Source organism: Pseudomonas sp. stari2 (genome assembly GCF_040760005.1).
Taxonomy (GTDB): domain Bacteria; phylum Pseudomonadota; class Gammaproteobacteria; order Pseudomonadales; family Pseudomonadaceae; genus Aquipseudomonas.
On the sequence record NZ_CP099760.1, the window covers coordinates 785,515 to 800,684 of the forward strand.

At 61.6% G+C, this 15,170-nt stretch carries 14 protein-coding genes; 11 read left to right on the forward strand and 3 right to left on the reverse strand.

Annotated elements, in window-relative coordinates; all coding sequences use genetic code 11:
• Window positions 1-14: 14 nt before the first annotated feature.
• The gene (locus tag NH234_RS03470) at window positions 15-1,553 is read right to left on the reverse strand and encodes an HDOD domain-containing protein (RefSeq protein ID WP_085732655.1); all 1,539 of its coding nucleotides are present in this window, start codon (window positions 1,551-1,553) and stop codon (window positions 15-17) included.
• Window positions 1,554-1,719: 166 nt separating this feature from the next.
• Here NH234_RS03470 and motA point away from each other — a divergent pair, with 166 nt between their 5' ends.
• Together motA and motB are read left to right on the forward strand one after the other, a co-directional pair.
• A complete protein-coding gene (gene motA, locus NH234_RS03475; protein ID WP_085732656.1) occupies window positions 1,720-2,571 on the forward strand; it encodes a flagellar motor stator protein MotA in 852 nt (283 codons plus the stop codon).
• Between the two features lie 3 nt (window positions 2,572-2,574).
• Window positions 2,575-3,654, forward strand: a complete 1,080-nt coding sequence (gene motB / locus NH234_RS03480; RefSeq protein ID WP_282317654.1) for a flagellar motor protein MotB — start codon at window positions 2,575-2,577, stop codon at window positions 3,652-3,654.
• Between the two features lie 48 nt (window positions 3,655-3,702).
• Here the strand turns inward: motB and rsgA are convergent, their stop codons facing one another.
• Entirely contained in the window at window positions 3,703-4,734 is a 1,032-nt protein-coding gene (gene rsgA, locus NH234_RS03485; protein ID WP_085732658.1) for a small ribosomal subunit biogenesis GTPase RsgA, read from the reverse strand.
• 107 nt (window positions 4,735-4,841) lie between these two features.
• Between rsgA and orn the strand changes: the two genes are divergently transcribed.
• Together orn and NH234_RS03495 are read left to right on the forward strand one after the other, a co-directional pair.
• Window positions 4,842-5,384, forward strand: a complete 543-nt coding sequence (orn, locus tag NH234_RS03490; RefSeq protein ID WP_065258764.1) for an oligoribonuclease — start codon at window positions 4,842-4,844, stop codon at window positions 5,382-5,384.
• Window positions 5,385-5,468: 84 nt separating this feature from the next.
• Entirely contained in the window at window positions 5,469-6,080 is a 612-nt protein-coding gene (locus NH234_RS03495) for a trimeric intracellular cation channel family protein (protein WP_064593093.1), read from the forward strand.
• Here the strand turns inward: NH234_RS03495 and queG are convergent.
• A complete protein-coding gene (queG, locus tag NH234_RS03500) occupies window positions 6,062-7,141 on the reverse strand; it encodes a tRNA epoxyqueuosine(34) reductase QueG (RefSeq protein ID WP_085732659.1) in 1,080 nt (359 codons plus the stop codon). The two genes, NH234_RS03495 and queG, sit on opposite strands and share 19 nt — an antisense overlap.
• A 63-nt stretch (window positions 7,142-7,204) precedes the next feature.
• Here queG and NH234_RS03505 point away from each other — a divergent pair, with 63 nt between their 5' ends.
• The 7 genes from NH234_RS03505 (at window position 7,205) to hflX (ending at window position 15,142) form a co-directional block, all read left to right on the forward strand.
• The gene (locus tag NH234_RS03505) at window positions 7,205-8,704 is read left to right on the forward strand and encodes an NAD(P)H-hydrate dehydratase (RefSeq protein WP_367255637.1); all 1,500 of its coding nucleotides are present in this window, start codon (window positions 7,205-7,207) and stop codon (window positions 8,702-8,704) included.
• Window positions 8,692-9,162: a tRNA (adenosine(37)-N6)-threonylcarbamoyltransferase complex ATPase subunit type 1 TsaE gene (gene tsaE, locus NH234_RS03510; protein ID WP_085732661.1), complete on the forward strand. Its 471-nt coding sequence runs from the start codon at window positions 8,692-8,694 to the stop codon at window positions 9,160-9,162. Before NH234_RS03505 ends, tsaE begins: the two co-directional genes overlap by 13 nt.
• On the forward strand, window positions 9,163-10,599 hold the full coding sequence (locus tag NH234_RS03515; protein ID WP_085711154.1) for an N-acetylmuramoyl-L-alanine amidase: 1,437 nt from the start codon (window positions 9,163-9,165) through the stop codon (window positions 10,597-10,599). It abuts the gene before it with no gap.
• Window positions 10,596-12,503: a DNA mismatch repair endonuclease MutL gene (gene mutL, locus NH234_RS03520; RefSeq protein ID WP_367255638.1), complete on the forward strand. Its 1,908-nt coding sequence runs from the start codon at window positions 10,596-10,598 to the stop codon at window positions 12,501-12,503. Before NH234_RS03515 ends, mutL begins: the two co-directional genes overlap by 4 nt.
• Window positions 12,503-13,474: a tRNA (adenosine(37)-N6)-dimethylallyltransferase MiaA gene (gene miaA, locus NH234_RS03525; RefSeq protein ID WP_367255639.1), complete on the forward strand. Its 972-nt coding sequence runs from the start codon at window positions 12,503-12,505 to the stop codon at window positions 13,472-13,474. Before mutL ends, miaA begins: the two co-directional genes overlap by 1 nt.
• A gap of 93 nt (window positions 13,475-13,567) precedes the next feature.
• Window positions 13,568-13,828 (forward strand): RNA chaperone Hfq, encoded by a 261-nt coding sequence (gene hfq, locus NH234_RS03530; RefSeq protein WP_007902656.1) that lies wholly within the window; start codon window positions 13,568-13,570, stop codon window positions 13,826-13,828.
• A gap of 12 nt (window positions 13,829-13,840) precedes the next feature.
• Window positions 13,841-15,142 carry a ribosome rescue GTPase HflX gene (gene hflX / locus NH234_RS03535; RefSeq protein ID WP_064379099.1) on the forward strand — a complete coding sequence of 434 codons (1,302 nt, stop codon included), beginning with the start codon at window positions 13,841-13,843 and terminating at the stop codon, window positions 15,140-15,142.
• Window positions 15,143-15,170 lie beyond the last annotated feature (28 nt).

The following is a 15,170-nucleotide window of genomic DNA, read 5'->3' on the forward strand; positions in this document are numbered from 1 at the left end:
AAGGATTGTAGCTGTCATTGGCCGCGCTGGCTAAAGCTGTGCAGGGCTTTCTCGATGCACTGCGCGGTTTTGCCAAAGGCTTGCACGGTGATGTCGGCGAACGGTCCGCCACCTTGGTCGGTGACCACGATCATGATCACCCGGCCGTTATGGACCAGCGAGCGCAGAAGCAGGTTTTCGCCACGGAACAGCGTACGCAGGGACGGCGGCAGCAGGGCGGAAAACTGGGCGTTGTTCTCCGGAGTGATCCGCACCTGTGCCTGCTGCGCGAGCAGGCGTTGCAGCACGGTGCTTTGGCTGACGACGAAATTGAGCGCAGCGGCTTCCTTCGGCAAACCGGAAATCTGATGCACCCGCAGATTGGACTGGGTGCGGTCGGCCATCAGGATCATCACCCGGCGCATGCCGCTGGCCACCAGCGCGTCGCGGGCGGCAATGGTCAAGTGCATGGCGTTGGTGAAACGGCTTGGCTCGGCCAGCAGTTCGGTGCATTGCCGGCGCCACTTGGCCAGGTCTTCGGCATTGGGTGCAGCGGCAGGCAACAGGCCGGCCGGCAGGCGATGGGTGCCCCACGGCCACAGCAGGGAAACCGCCGGGTGCCACAGATCCGGCATCGAATGCCGACGCGCACTGTTGGCGGCCTGCTGGTGCAACTGCTGCTGCACTTCGTCCATCGGGATTTGCAGATAGAGGCTGGTCAGGTACTGCCAGCGCTTGCTGTGCGGACTGTCCCAGGCCTGTTGCGCCGACAGCGCCAGGCCGTTGGCCAGCAGCACGGTGTTGGCCGGCTGATTGAGCCAGTTGCGCAGGGTCGGGTCGTCATCCAGACGATTCTGCTGACGCAGCGGATGATCGACATCGCGAGCGATGCGCAGGACCTTGACCAGTTCACGCTGTTCAGTAAGCAGCAGGCGGTAACCCTGCTGCACCCAGATCGGCAGGTGCCAGGCTTCCACCAGTGCCGCACCGATCTTCAGCAGGCGCACGCCGAACAATTGTTTTTCCACGTCGCGGGCCGATTCGCCCTTGTGAATGACCCGAACTTCCCACTCTTCGAGCAGTTTGGGAAAGCTCATCGCCAACGGCCACAGCGGCGAAAGAAACAACAGGCTGCCCCAGTGAATGTCCTGCCACAGCCGCGCCAGGCGGCTGGCAAAAAAACCGTTGGCCTGCTGCGTGGCGTGCTGGCTGATCATCTGTATCTGGCGCAGGGACTGGGGAATTTGCGCCTGCGGTTCGGCGGGCAGGCGTGCCAGCAGTTCTTCGGTGCGGGCCAGGCCCAGGCGATTGATCGCCACCTCAAGGTTTTCTACCGGTGCGGTCAGGCTGCCTAGGGTATGGCGGTTGGCTTCGCGGATGATGCTCAGGGCCAGCGCCGGGCTGTCCTGCATCAGGTCGGCAATGTCGCGCAACGAGCTGCGATTGTCGCGGATCGCCCGGCAGACCTTGTCATGGGCCTCTTGCGGCACCGGCAGGCGCACGCCGTCGAGCAGCTTCACCCAGCCATCGAGTGTGGTCGGTCTTGCGTGTGGGACGTTCGTTTCATTAGCCATGTCTGGACGAGATCTTCACTGACTGTAGACGCGCCCGGCATGGGCTAAATTGGCTTTTCGCCTGAACTGGCTATAGTCTGGCGCAGTTTTGCCGATAAGTAGAAGAAGAGATTTTTTAACTTCCGAATATGACCTTGAACCCGACTTAAGTAAGTACTTTCTACCTATGGCTAAAATTATCGGCATCATCGTCGTATTCGCGAGCGTGCTCGGCGGATACGTGCTTTCCCACGGCAAGATTGCCGCCCTGATCCAGCCTTTCGAGGTGATGATCATCGGTGGTGCGGCACTCGGAGCATTCCTCCAGGCCAACCCCGGTTACATGACGATGCATGTGCTCAAGAAATCCCTGAGCATGTTCAGCTCGCGTTTCAGCCACACGTTCTATCTGGAAGTGCTGGGCCTGATCTACGAGATCCTCAACAAGAGCCGCCGTGAAGGCATGATGGCCATCGAAGGCGACATCGAAGATGCCGCTGCGAGTCCGATCTTCGCCAAGTACCCGGCGGTGCTGAAAGACGAACGCATGACCGCGTTCATCTGCGATTACCTGCGCATCATGTCGTCCGGCAACATGGCGCCGCACGAACTCGAAGGCCTGTTCGACATGGAGTTGTACAGCCTCAAGGAAGAACTGGAGCATCCTTCCCACGCGGTCAACGGCATTGCCGACGGCATGCCAGGTTTCGGTATCGTCGCGGCGGTACTGGGTATCGTGGTGACGATGGCGTCCCTGGGCGAGGGCGATCAGAAATCCATCGGTCTGCACGTGGGTGCAGCACTGGTCGGTACCTTCTTCGGTATCTTGGCGGCCTACGGCTTCTTCGGCCCGCTGGCGCATTCCCTGGCCCACGATGCCAAGGAAGAGCTCAACGTCTATGAAGCCATCAAGGCTTCGCTGGTGGCTTCGGCTTCCGGGATGCCGCCGTCGCTGGCCGTGGAATTCGGGCGCAAGGTTCTGTACCCGGCTCACCGTCCTAGCTTCGCCGAGCTGGAACAAGCGGTTCGCGGTCGCTAAGTCATGGAAAATAACCAGCCGATAATCATCAAGCGCGTCAAGCGCTACGGTGGCGGGCATCACGGCGGGGCGTGGAAGATCGCCTTTGCCGACTTCGCGACGGCGATGATGGCGTTCTTCCTGGTGTTGTGGCTGCTGTCCACCGCAACGCCGGAACAGAAGATCGCCATCGCCGGCTACTTCAAGGATCCGGTCGGCTTCTCCGAGAGCGGTACGCCGTACATCATCGACCTGGGCGGCACGCCGACCCTGGCGCCGGAAAACACCCTCAACCCTGAAGTGAAGTCTCAGCCGCAACCGGACAAGGTCACGGTCGACACCGATCAGGTTGAAGGCATGGCCGAGCAGGTCGAGAAGGAACGTCTGGAACTGTTGCTGCAGGAACTGCAGAACAAGGTCGACGAGAACCCGCAACTGCAGAAGTTCAAGGATCAGATTCTGTTCGAGATCACGCCGAACGGCTTGCGCATCCAGATCATGGATGCCGAGAACCGGCCGATGTTCGACTCTGGTTCTGCACGCCTGAAACCGTACTTCGAAGACATCCTGCTGGCCATGGCCGACACCATCAAAGCGGTGCCGAACAAGATCAGCATCAGCGGTCATACCGATGCCAAGCCGTACACCGGCACTGGTGATTTCGGTAACTGGGAGCTTTCGGCCAACCGCGCCAACGCCGCCCGGCGTGCGCTGGTGGCGGGCAGTTACCCGGACTCGCAAGTGGCACGTGTGGTGGGTTACGCCTCGTCGGCGCTGTTCGACAAGGAGAACCCGTTCAACCCGGTCAACCGCCGTATCGACATCGTGGTGCTGACCAAGAAGGCCCAGGCCGCCATCGAAGGTGCGCAAGGCGCCGACCCGTCGAAACCGGCAGATCAAGGTCAGAACGGCGCGGCGCCGGCCGCCCCGGTCGACCCGAACGCCTTGCCGGCGGATCAGCAGCCGGTACCGGCCCATGAGTTGCGCGAACGACTGAACCTGTTCGACGATCCGCTGCCGAAACCGGCCGAGCCGGGCAGCGCGGCGCCAGCCCCGGCGCCTGCTGCACCGGCCACTGCACCGGCGCCCGCGCCGAAGCAGTGACCCACAAAAAAGCCGCGAGATGATCGCGGCTTTTTTGTGTCTGGCTACTTAGTAACCGTTTTCCGGCAGGCTGGCGATGATCGAGCGGTAGCTGTTCATCCGCTGCTGCTGGATGCGTCCGTCTTCAAGGGCCTTGAGCAGGGCGCAGCCTGGTTCGCGATCATGCTTGCAGTCGCGAAAGCGGCAGGTGCCGAGCAGGTCGTCGAATTCGATGAACCCCGCCTCGACATCGGCACGGCTGACGTGGCCCAGGCCGAATTCGCGGATGCCCGGGGAGTCGATCAGTTCACCGCCACCGGGGAAGTGGAACAGCCGTGCAGTGGTCGTGGTGTGAGTACCCTGGCCGGACCATTCGGACAGCGGGCCGACTCGGGTTTCGACGTCCGGCAGCAGGCTATTGACCAGCGAGGACTTGCCGACACCGGACTGACCGACGAATACGCTGATGCGTCCGTCGAGCTGTTTCTGCAATTGCTCCATGCCGTTGCCGTGGTGCGCCGACACTTCCAGTACCGGATAACCCAGGGTGCGATACACCGCCAGAAGTGCGTTCAGCGCCGGGGCGTTCTGTTCGTCGATCAGGTCGAATTTGTTCAGCAGCAGCAAAGGGCGGATGCCGGCGTGCTCGGCCGCGACCAGATAGCGGTCGATCAGGTTCGCATGGGGCTCGGGCAGCGGGGCGAAGACGATGACGATCATGTCGACGTTGGCGGCCACCGGTTTAAGCTGGCCTCGGCTGTCCGGGCGGCACAGCTCGGTGGTGCGCGGCAGTTGCGCGACGATCACGCCGATGCCCTGGTTGCCGGCGCGCCAGACCACACGGTCACCGGTCACCAGCGCTGGCAGGTTGGCCCGCAAGTGGCAACGGAAGACCTGGCCGGCCAGTTCGCCGTCAACGGCCTCGACCTCGACCTGCACACCGAAGTGAGCGATCACCAGGCCGTGCTGTTCCGGGCCCAGGTCGCCGCCTTCGAGCGCCTCGACAGCCGAGGACTCGCGTTTGGCGGCGCGGGCGGCGCGCTCGCCCTGAATCTTTTCGATGCGCCAGTTTTGACGACGATTGAGTTGGCGTTTGGCCATGGGTGTTCCGTCTGAAGAATGCAGCGATTAGGTAAAACGGCCGCGAGTTTAGCACGCCCGGGCACCGCCCTAGGCTAAACTGCGCAGCATTGCCTAGGAGCCGAAATATGCAAAACCCGCAGAACCTGATCTGGATCGACCTGGAAATGACCGGTCTGGATCCGGAAAACGACGTCATCATCGAAATGGCCACCATCGTCACCGACAGTGACCTGAACACTCTGGCCGAAGGCCCGGTGATCGCCATCCATCACAGCGACGAAGTCCTCGCCCGCATGGACGAGTGGAACACCCGCACCCACGGCAACTCCGGCCTGACCCAGCGCGTACGTGAAAGCCGCGTGAGCATGGCCGAGGCAGAAGCCGAAACCATCGCTTTCCTCGAGAAGTGGGTACCGAAGGGCAAGTCGCCGATCTGCGGCAACAGCATCTGCCAGGATCGCCGCTTCCTTTATACCCACATGAAGTCGCTGGAAAGCTACTTCCACTACCGCAACCTTGACGTCTCCACCCTCAAGGAACTGGCCGCGCGCTGGGCGCCGGACGTGCGCGACAGCTTCAAGAAGGGCAGCACTCACCTGGCACTGGATGACATCCGCGAGTCCATCGCCGAGCTGCAGCACTACCGCAAGCATTTCATCAAGTTCTGAGATCGGCGACCCACGCCGAGGCGCCCTCTTTTGGTGCCCCGACGAAGTGAGTAGACTGCGCGCCTTCCTGCCAGGATCGCCACCATGTTGCTGATGCTCTACCTCGTCGCCATTACTGCCGAAGCCATGACCGGCGCCCTCTCTGCGGGCCGTCGCGGCATGGACTGGTTCGGCGTGGTGTTGATTGCCTGCGTCACGGCATTGGGTGGCGGTTCGGTGCGCGACGTGCTGCTCGGGCATTATCCGCTGACCTGGGTCAAACACCCGGAATACCTGGTGCTGACCACGGTCGCAGCGATGATCACGGTGTTCACGGCACGCTGGATGCGCCATCTGCGCTCGCTGTTTCTGGTGCTCGATGCGGTCGGTCTGGTGGCGTTCACCCTGATCGGCTGCATGACCGCTCTGGAAATGGGCCACGGCATGCTGGTGGCCTCGGTCAGCGGCGTGATCACCGGGGTGTTCGGCGGCATCCTGCGCGACATCTTCTGCAACGACATCCCGCTGATCTTCCGCCGCGAACTCTACGCCAGCGTCTCGTTCGCCGCCGCTTGGTGCTACATGCTGTGCCTGTTCCTTAACGTGCCGAGCGAGCAGGCGATTTTGATTACTCTGTTCGGTGGTTTTCTATTGCGCCTGTTGGCGATTCGCTTCCATTGGGAAATGCCGAAGTTCGTTTATAACGACGAGCATTGACGGTCGGCGTGTTGTTTCAGCGCCCATTCCACATGTTCGCGCACCAGCTCTGACGGGTAATCGCGTCGTGCCTTGAGTGCTTCCAGCACTGGAATGCTCGATGGCGCATTTCCCAACCCCACCGCCAGATTGCGTAGCCAGCGCTCGTATCCCGCGCGGCGCAGCGGCGAACCTTCGGTGCTGCTGAGGAATTTGTCTTCATCCCACAAGAACAGCTCCGCCAGCTCGGCGTTGTCCAGATTGTGCCGTGGCTTGAAGTCGCTTTCGCCGGACGGGCGGGCGAAGCGGTTCCACGGGCAGCAGATCTGACAGTCGTCGCAGCCGAACACCCGGTTGCCGATCAGCGGTCGCAGGTCTTCGGGGATCGCGTTCTTCAGTTCGATGGTCAGGTAGGAAATGCAGCGCCGCGCGTCCAGCACATATGGGCCGACGAAGGCGTTGGTCGGGCAGATGTCGAGGCACGCGGTGCAGCGTCCGCAATGTTCGGTGCTGTGGGGTTCATCCACTGGCAGCGGCAGGTCGACGAACAGTTCGCTGAGAAAGAAGTAACTGCCAGCCTTGCGGTTCAGCACCAGGGTGTTTTTGCCGATCCAGCCCAGCCCGGCCTGTTCGGCGATGGCTTTTTCCAGCACCGGGGCGCTGTCGACGAAGGCGCGGAAGCCGAACGGGCCGATTTCGGACTGAATCTTGTCTGCCAGTTGTTGAACGCGTTTACGGATCAACTTGTGATAATCGCGGCCCAAGGCATAACGCGAGATGTAGGCTTTTTCCGGTTTCGCCAGCAATTGCGCCATTTGCGTGTCGCCCGGCAGATAGTCCATGCGCAGGGACACCACGCGCAAGGTGCCCGGCACCAGCTCCTCGGGGTGCGAGCGTTTGCTGCCGTGGGCGCCCATGTAATCCATTTCACCGTGGTAGCCGGCCTCGAGCCAGCGTTGCAGGTGCTGCTCGTGCTCGGCCAGGTCCAGACCGCTGATGCCGACTTGCTGGAAGCCCAGCTCGCGGCCCCAGTCCTTGATGGATTGGGCGAGGGCGGGAAGATCTGTGGTGATGGCGGACATGAGGCGAGAGAAACCGGAGCTGAGGTGCGTATAATTCTGCCAGACATCGGAGCCCGAAGACGCATGCCGCACACTAAAGATCAATTACCCGACGCGCTGTACCGCGCCGCGCAGGTGCGGGCCCTCGACGCACGGCTGATTGCCGCCGGCACGCCGGGCTTCGAATTGATGCAGCGTGCCGCCCATGCCACCTGGCGTGCACTGGTGCGCCAATGGCCTTCGGCGAGCGAATTGACCGTGCTGGCCGGGCACGGCAACAACGCTGGCGATGGTTATCTGGTGGCTGCTCTGGCCCGGCGTGCGGGGTGGGCGGTGCAGGTGCTGGCTGTCGGCGATCCGCAACGCTTGCAGGGTGATGCGGCCCTGGCGCATGCCGAAGCAGTGGCTGAAGGCGTTGCGATTGCTGCTTGGAATGTTTCCAGTGAATTGCGCGGAATTCTTGTCGACGCGTTGCTTGGCACTGGTCTGAGCGGTGATGTGCGCGAGCCGTATGCGTCTGCCATCGCAGCCATCAATGCCAGCGGTCTGCCGGTGGTGGCGGTCGATATCCCTTCCGGTTTGTGTGCCGATACCGGCCATGTGCTGGGGCAGGCGGTGTGTGCCGATCTCACGGTGACCTTCATCGGACTCAAGCTTGGCCTGTTTACCGGGGACGCGGCGGACCATGTCGGCAACCTGCTGTTCAACGATCTGCAAGCGACGGCCGAAACTTACAGTGACATTGCCGTCGCCGCTCGCCGGCTCGATGCCGGTAATCTGCCGCGCCTGCCTGCCCGTGCACCGGCTGCGCACAAGGGGCGTTTCGGCCATGTCCTGTTGATCGGTGGCGATCACGGTTTTGGCGGGGCGATTCTGCTTAGTACCGAAAGCGCCTTGCGTAGCGGGGCGGGGATGGTGTCGCTGGCGACCCGCCCGGAACACGTTCCGGCAGCGTTGAACCGGGTGCCGGAAGCCATGGCGTTGGGCACCTCGTCGGCCAATCAACTGATGACGCTGCTGGAAAAGGTGTCCGTATTGGTGGTCGGTCCGGGGCTTGGACAGGCGAGTTGGGGCAGGGCGCTGCTGTCGGTCGCCGCCAATGTATCGCTGCCGCAGGTGTGGGATGCCGATGCATTGAATCTGCTGGCCTCCGGCTTCGCCAGTTTGCCCAGGGATTGCGTGATCACGCCGCATCCGGGTGAAGCGGCGCGTTTGCTGGGGATCAGCACCGCCGAGGTACAGGCCGATCGTCCTGCGGCTGTACTGGCGTTGAGCAAAAAATATACAGCGGTGGTGGTGCTCAAGGGCGCGGGCAGCCTGATTGCCCATCCCGACGGGCGTCTGGCGTTGTGTCATCAAGGCCATCCGGCGATGGCCACTGCGGGTCTCGGTGATGTATTGGCCGGTCTGGTCGGTGCGTTGCTGGCTCAGGGCGCGGACGCGTTCGACGCCGCATGCCTGGCGGTCTGGCTACACGCCAACGCCGGGGCGCAACAAGGTAAATTCGGCCGTGGGCTGGCGGCCAGTGATCTGATTCCAGCCATTCGTCAGTTGTTGGAGGAGCATGCACCGTGTCTGAAGTAACCCTGTACCTGGCCGATGAACAGGCGATGAGCGACTTTGGCGCACGGATCGCCCGCGTGACCGGGGGGCATGGCCTGATCTTCCTTCAAGGCAACCTCGGCATGGGTAAAACCACGCTGTCGCGAGGTATCATTCGCGGGCTTGGCCACGTCGGTGCAGTGAAAAGTCCGACCTTCACGCTGGTTGAGCCCTACGAGATCGGTGACATCCGCGCCTTCCACTTCGATCTGTATCGCCTGGTCGATCCGGAGGAGCTGGAGTTCCTCGGCATCCGCGACTATTTCGAAGACGACGCCCTGTGCCTGATCGAGTGGCCCGATAAAGGTGCAGGCTTTTTGCCAAAGCCTGACCTGACCATTACCATTAGCCCGCAAGACAGCGGGCGTTCGCTGACTATTTTGTCCCAGGGCTCGCGTGGCGAGGCCTGGTGTGCCGCTTTGGCATTGGAATCCAATTAAATGATGGGGTTAGGTATGCGCTTTCGCGCGTTGGTGGCTGCCGCTGGACTGATGTTGATGGCAGTAACCGTCAACGCTGTGGCCGAGACGAAGGTCAACAGCGTGCGTCTGTGGCGGGCGCCGGACAACACGCGTCTGGTGTTCGATCTGACCGGTCCGGTGCAGCACAGCGTCTTCACCCTTACAGCGCCGGACCGGCTGGTCATCGACATCAATGGCGCCACCCTTGGCGCGCCATTGAAAGTCTCCACCGCCAACACGCCGATCACCGCCATGCGCTCGGCCCAGCGCACGCCGACCGACCTGCGGGTGGTCATCGACCTGAAGAAAGCCGTCACCCCGAAAAGCTTCTCGCTGGCGCCGAACGCGCAGTATGGCAACCGTCTGGTGGTCGACCTGTTCGATAACCCGGCCGATGCCGCGCCGCCGCCAACACCTGCGCCGGCACCGACGGTCGCCACTGTTCCGGCAGTCCCGGTAACCCCGGCAGAACCTGCGATCAAGCTGCCTCCGGCCCCGGCCGGCAAGCGCGACATCATTGTGGTGATCGACGCCGGTCACGGCGGCGAAGACCCGGGTGCATCCGGGTCACGCGGTCAGCGCGAGAAAGACGTGGTGCTGCAGATCGCCCGTGAGTTGCAGCGTCAAGTCAACGGCATGAAAGGCTTCCGCGCCGAATTGACCCGTACCGGCGACTACTTCATCCCGCTGCGCGGCCGTACCGAAATCGCCCGCAAGAAAGGCGCCGACCTGTTCGTCTCGATCCACGCCGACGCTGCGCCGTCTGCGGCGGCTTTCGGGGCTTCGGTGTTCGCCCTGTCTGATCGTGGTGCCACTTCGGAGACCGCCCGTTGGCTGGCCGACAGTGAAAACCGTTCCGACCTGATCGGTGGTGCCGGCAACGTCAGCCTCGACGACAAGGACCGCATGCTCGCCGGCGTTCTGCTCGACCTGTCGATGACCGCCTCGCTGACCTCCAGCCTCAACGTCGGCCAGAAAGTCCTGACCAACATCGGTCGCGTCACGCCGTTGCACAAGCAGCGCGTGGAACAGGCCGGGTTCATGGTGCTGAAGTCGCCGGACATTCCTTCGATCCTGGTGGAAACCGGCTTTATCTCCAACGCCAACGAAGCGAACAAGCTCTCGGCCTCGAGCCACCAGCAGGCGCTGGCGCGTTCGATCAGCAGCGGCGTGCGCCAGTTCTTCCAGCAGAACCCGCCACCGGGCACTTACATTGCCTGGCTGCGTGATTCGGGCAAGATCGCTCAGGGGCCGCGTGACCATCGGGTCAGCCCAGGTGAGACCCTGGCGATGATTGCCGTGCGTTATCAGGTATCGGCAGCGACCCTGCGCAGTGCCAATAACCTCAGCAGCGATGAGCTGAAGGTCGGTCAGCACTTGACCATTCCGGGCACCGAACTGGCGTCCAAAGAATGAATCAGGTTCTGAACGCGGCGCGCATCGAACTGCTCAGCCCACGGCTGGCGAACCAGATCGCCGCCGGCGAGGTGGTCGAGCGTCCGGCTTCGGTGATCAAGGAGTTGCTGGAAAACAGCCTCGACTCCGGTGCCAGGCGCATCGACGTCGATGTCGAGCAGGGCGGTGTCAAACTGCTGCGAGTGCGCGATGATGGCAGCGGCATTTCCGCCGATGACCTGCCGCTGGCGCTAGCCCGTCACGCCACCAGCAAGATCCGCAACCTTGAAGACCTCGAACAGGTGATGAGCCTGGGTTTCCGGGGCGAGGCACTGGCCTCGATCAGCTCTGTGGCACGCCTGACCCTGACCTCCCGCACCCGCGACGCCGATCAGGCCTGGCAGGTCGAGACCGAAGGTCGCGACATGGCACCCCGCGTGCAGCCGGCTGCCCATCCGGTCGGCACCTCGGTGGAAGTTCGTGATCTGTTTTTCAACACCCCGGCACGGCGCAAATTCCTCAAGACTGAAAAAACCGAATTCGATCACCTGCAAGAAGTGATCAAGCGTCTGGCGCTGGCGCGTTTCGATGTGGCGTTCCATTTGCGCCACAACGGCAAGACCATCCTTAGCCTGCACGAAGCCCACGATGACGCAGCCCGCGCCCGGCGTGTGGCGGCGATCTGCGGTTCGGGCTTCCTGGAGCAGGCGCTGCCGATCGAGATCGAGCGCAATGGTTTGCACCTGTGGGGCTGGGTCGGTCTGCCGACGTTCAACCGCAGCCAGGCGGATTTGCAGTATTTCTTCGTCAACGGCCGTGCGGTGCGCGACAAACTGGTGGCTCACGCGGTGCGTCAGGCCTATCGCGATGTGCTGTTCAACGGCCGGCATCCGACATTCGCGCTGTTTTTCGAGGTCGATCCGGCAGCGGTCGACGTCAACGTGCACCCCACCAAACACGAAGTGCGCTTCCGTGATGGGCGCATGGTGCATGACTTCCTTTATGGCACGCTGCACCGTGCGCTGGGCGATGTACGACCGGAAGATCAGCTTGCCGGCTCGGTCACCACCGCGGTCGTGCGGCCAACCGGTCTCGAGGCCGGCGAGTTCGGGCCGCAGGGCGAGATGCGCCTGGTCGCCAATGCGCTGCTGGAGCAGCCGCAGGCACAACCGGCGTTCAATACCTCGTCGGGCGCGAGCACTGGCGGCGCCTATCAGTATCAATACACGCCACGTCCGCAACCTGCCGTCCCGGCTGCCGAGGCTCAGGCAGCGTATCGCGAGTTTTTCGCGCCGCTGCCCGAGGCAAATGCCAACGCGTTGCCGGCCGGTCAGGAAGATATTCCTCCACTGGGTTACGCACTGGCGCAGCTCAAGGGCATCTACATTCTGTCCGAGAATGCCCATGGCCTGGTTTTGGTGGACATGCACGCCGCTCACGAACGGATCATGTATGAGCGCCTGAAGATCGCCATGGCCAGCGAAGGTTTGAGCGGCCAACCGTTGCTGGTGCCGGAGTCGCTGGCGGTCAGTCAGCGCGAGGCGGATTGCGCTGAAGAGCATGCGGCGTGGTTCCAGCGTCTCGGTTTCGAATTGCAGCGTCTGGGCCCGGAAACCCTGGCGATCCGTCAGATTCCGGCCCTGCTCAAACAGGCCGAAGCCAACCGCCTGGTGGGCGACGTGCTGTCGGACCTGATGGAGTACGGCACCAGCGACCGGATCCAGGCGCACCTGAATGAACTGCTCGGTACCATGGCCTGCCACGGCGCGATCCGCGCCAACCGCCGCCTGGCCTTGCCGGAAATGAACGGTCTGCTGCGCGACATGGAAAACACCGAGCGCAGCGGTCAATGCAACCATGGCCGACCGACCTGGACCCAACTGGGCCTGGACGATCTGGACAAACTGTTCCTGCGCGGTCGTTGATGAGCCAGCTTCCTCCAGCGATTTTCCTGATGGGCCCGACCGCTGCGGGCAAGACCGATCTGGCCATCGAGCTGACCAAGGTGCTGCCGTGCGAGCTGATCAGTGTCGATTCGGCGCTGGTCTATCGCGGCATGGACATTGGCACGGCCAAACCTTCGAAAGAACTGCTGGCTGAACATCCTCACCGGCTGATCGACATTCTCGACCCGGCCGAGAGCTATTCGGCGGCCGATTTCCGCCGTGATGCCTTGCAGGCTATGGCCGAAATCACCGCACGCGGAAAAATCCCGCTGCTGGTGGGCGGCACGATGCTCTATTACAAGGCGTTGGTCGAAGGTCTGGCGGATATGCCGGCGGCGGATCCCGAAGTACGCGCGCAGATTGAAGAAGAGGCTGCACGCCTTGGCTGGCAAGCCCTGCATGAGCAACTGGCGGTAATTGATCCGGAGTCGGCGGCACGCATTCACCCGAACGATCCACAACGGCTGAGTCGTGCGCTGGAAGTCTATCGGGTCAGCGGTCAGAGCATGACTGAACTGCGGCTGAAACAATCTGAACAAAGTACCCAAGCTGCGGCATCGGGACTGCAACAATTGCCCTATACTGTCGCGAACTTGGCCATTGCTCCGGCAAATCGTCAGGTACTGCACGACCGCATTAAACAAAGATTCACAAATATGCTGGAACAGGGATTCATCGACGAGGTCGTAGCCCTGCGTAATAGAAGTGACCTGCATGCCGGGTTGCCGTCTATACGTGCGGTAGGCTACCGCCAAGTCTGGGATTACCTGGATGGCAAACTGACGTCGGCCGAAATGCAGGAGCGGGGCATCATTGCTACGCGCCAATTGGCCAAACGCCAGTTTACCTGGCTGCGCAGCTGGGACGATTTACACTGGCTCGACAGTCTGGATTGCGACAATCTGCCACGCGCCTTGAAATACCTTGGGACCATCTCCATATTGAGCTGAGTCCTTGCAATTGCCGTCTATCCTTGGGGGTGTGGCGGCAAAAGCCATCTGATTACCTATTTTTTATATTGAATCCTTAAAGGAGTGCGGCACATGTCAAAAGGGCATTCGCTACAAGACCCTTACTTGAATACTTTACGTAAAGAGAAAGTTGGGGTTTCCATCTACCTGGTCAACGGTATCAAACTGCAAGGCACGATCGAGTCGTTCGACCAGTTCGTTATCCTGCTGAAAAACACCGTCAGCCAGATGGTTTACAAACACGCTATCTCTACAGTCGTGCCGGTTCGTCCAATTCGTCTGCCAAGCGCAACCGAATCCGAAGCAGGTGACGCTGAGCCAGGTAACGCCTGATAGGAGTCTCCTTTGTTCTTTGAGCGCCACGGTGGTGGTGAGCGAGTCATCCTCGTTCACTTGGATGGACAGGACCCTGAGGCGCGCGAAGATCCGCAGGAGTTTCAGGAACTGGCAAATTCGGCAGGCGCCGAGACCGTTGCGTTTTTTAACGTACCGCGTCATCGGCCAACCGCCAAATACCTGATCGGCAGCGGCAAGGTCGAGGAACTTCGCGACCTGGTACACGCCGAAGAAGCCGATCTGGTGATCTTCAATCACACCCTTACGCCCAGTCAGGAACGTAACCTCGAACGTGTCTTCGAGTGTCGCGTGATCGACCGTACCGGTCTGATTCTCGATATTTTCGCCCAGCGCGCCCGTACCCATGAAGGCAAGCTCCAGGTCGAACTGGCCCAGCTTGACCACATGAGCACCCGGCTTGTTCGCGGCTGGACTCACCTTGAGCGTCAGGGTGGCGGTATCGGCATGCGCGGCCCGGGTGAAACCCAGCTCGAAACCGACCGACGCCTGCTGCGGGTTCGCCTGCGCCAGATCAAGGGCCGGCTGGAAAAAGTGCGCAGTCAGCGCGAGCAGTCGCGTCGCGGCCGTTCACGTGCGGATATCCCTACCGTATCTCTGGTGGGCTATACCAACGCCGGCAAATCCACGTTGTTCAATAACGTGACGAAATCCGAGGTCTACGCGGCGGACCAGTTGTTCGCCACGCTGGATCCTACCCTGCGCCGTCTGGAACTGGACGACCTGGGGCCGATCGTCCTGGCTGACACCGTGGGTTTCATTCGCCATCTGCCGCACAAGCTGGTCGAGGCATTTCGGTCTACGCTCGAAGAGTCGAGCAATTCCGATCTGCTGTTGCACGTGATCGATGCGGCCGAACCGGATCGCATGTTGCAGATCGAGCAGGTGATGGTGGTGCTGGGCGAGATTGGTGCCCAGGACTTGCCGATCCTCGAGGTCTATAACAAACTCGATTTGCTTGAAGGCGTTGAGCCACAAATCCAGCGCGACGAAAACGGCAAGCCTCAACGGGTCTGGTTGTCGGCGCGTGATGGCACTGGTCTGGAATTGCTTGAGCAAGCCATTGCCGAATTGCTGGGCAGTGATTTGTTTGTCGGAACCTTGCGTCTGCCCCAGCGGTTTGCGCGTCTGCGTGCACAGTTCTTCGAACTGGGCGCGGTACAGAAAGAAGAATACGACGAAGAAGGTGTCAGCTTGCTGGCCATTCGATTGCCGCGCTCGGAGCTCAATCGACTGGTCAGTCGTGAAGGCGTTGTGCCGACGGAGTTCATCGAGCAACACACTTTGCAATAAAAGCCTGAAAAAGCGGTTGTGCCGCAAC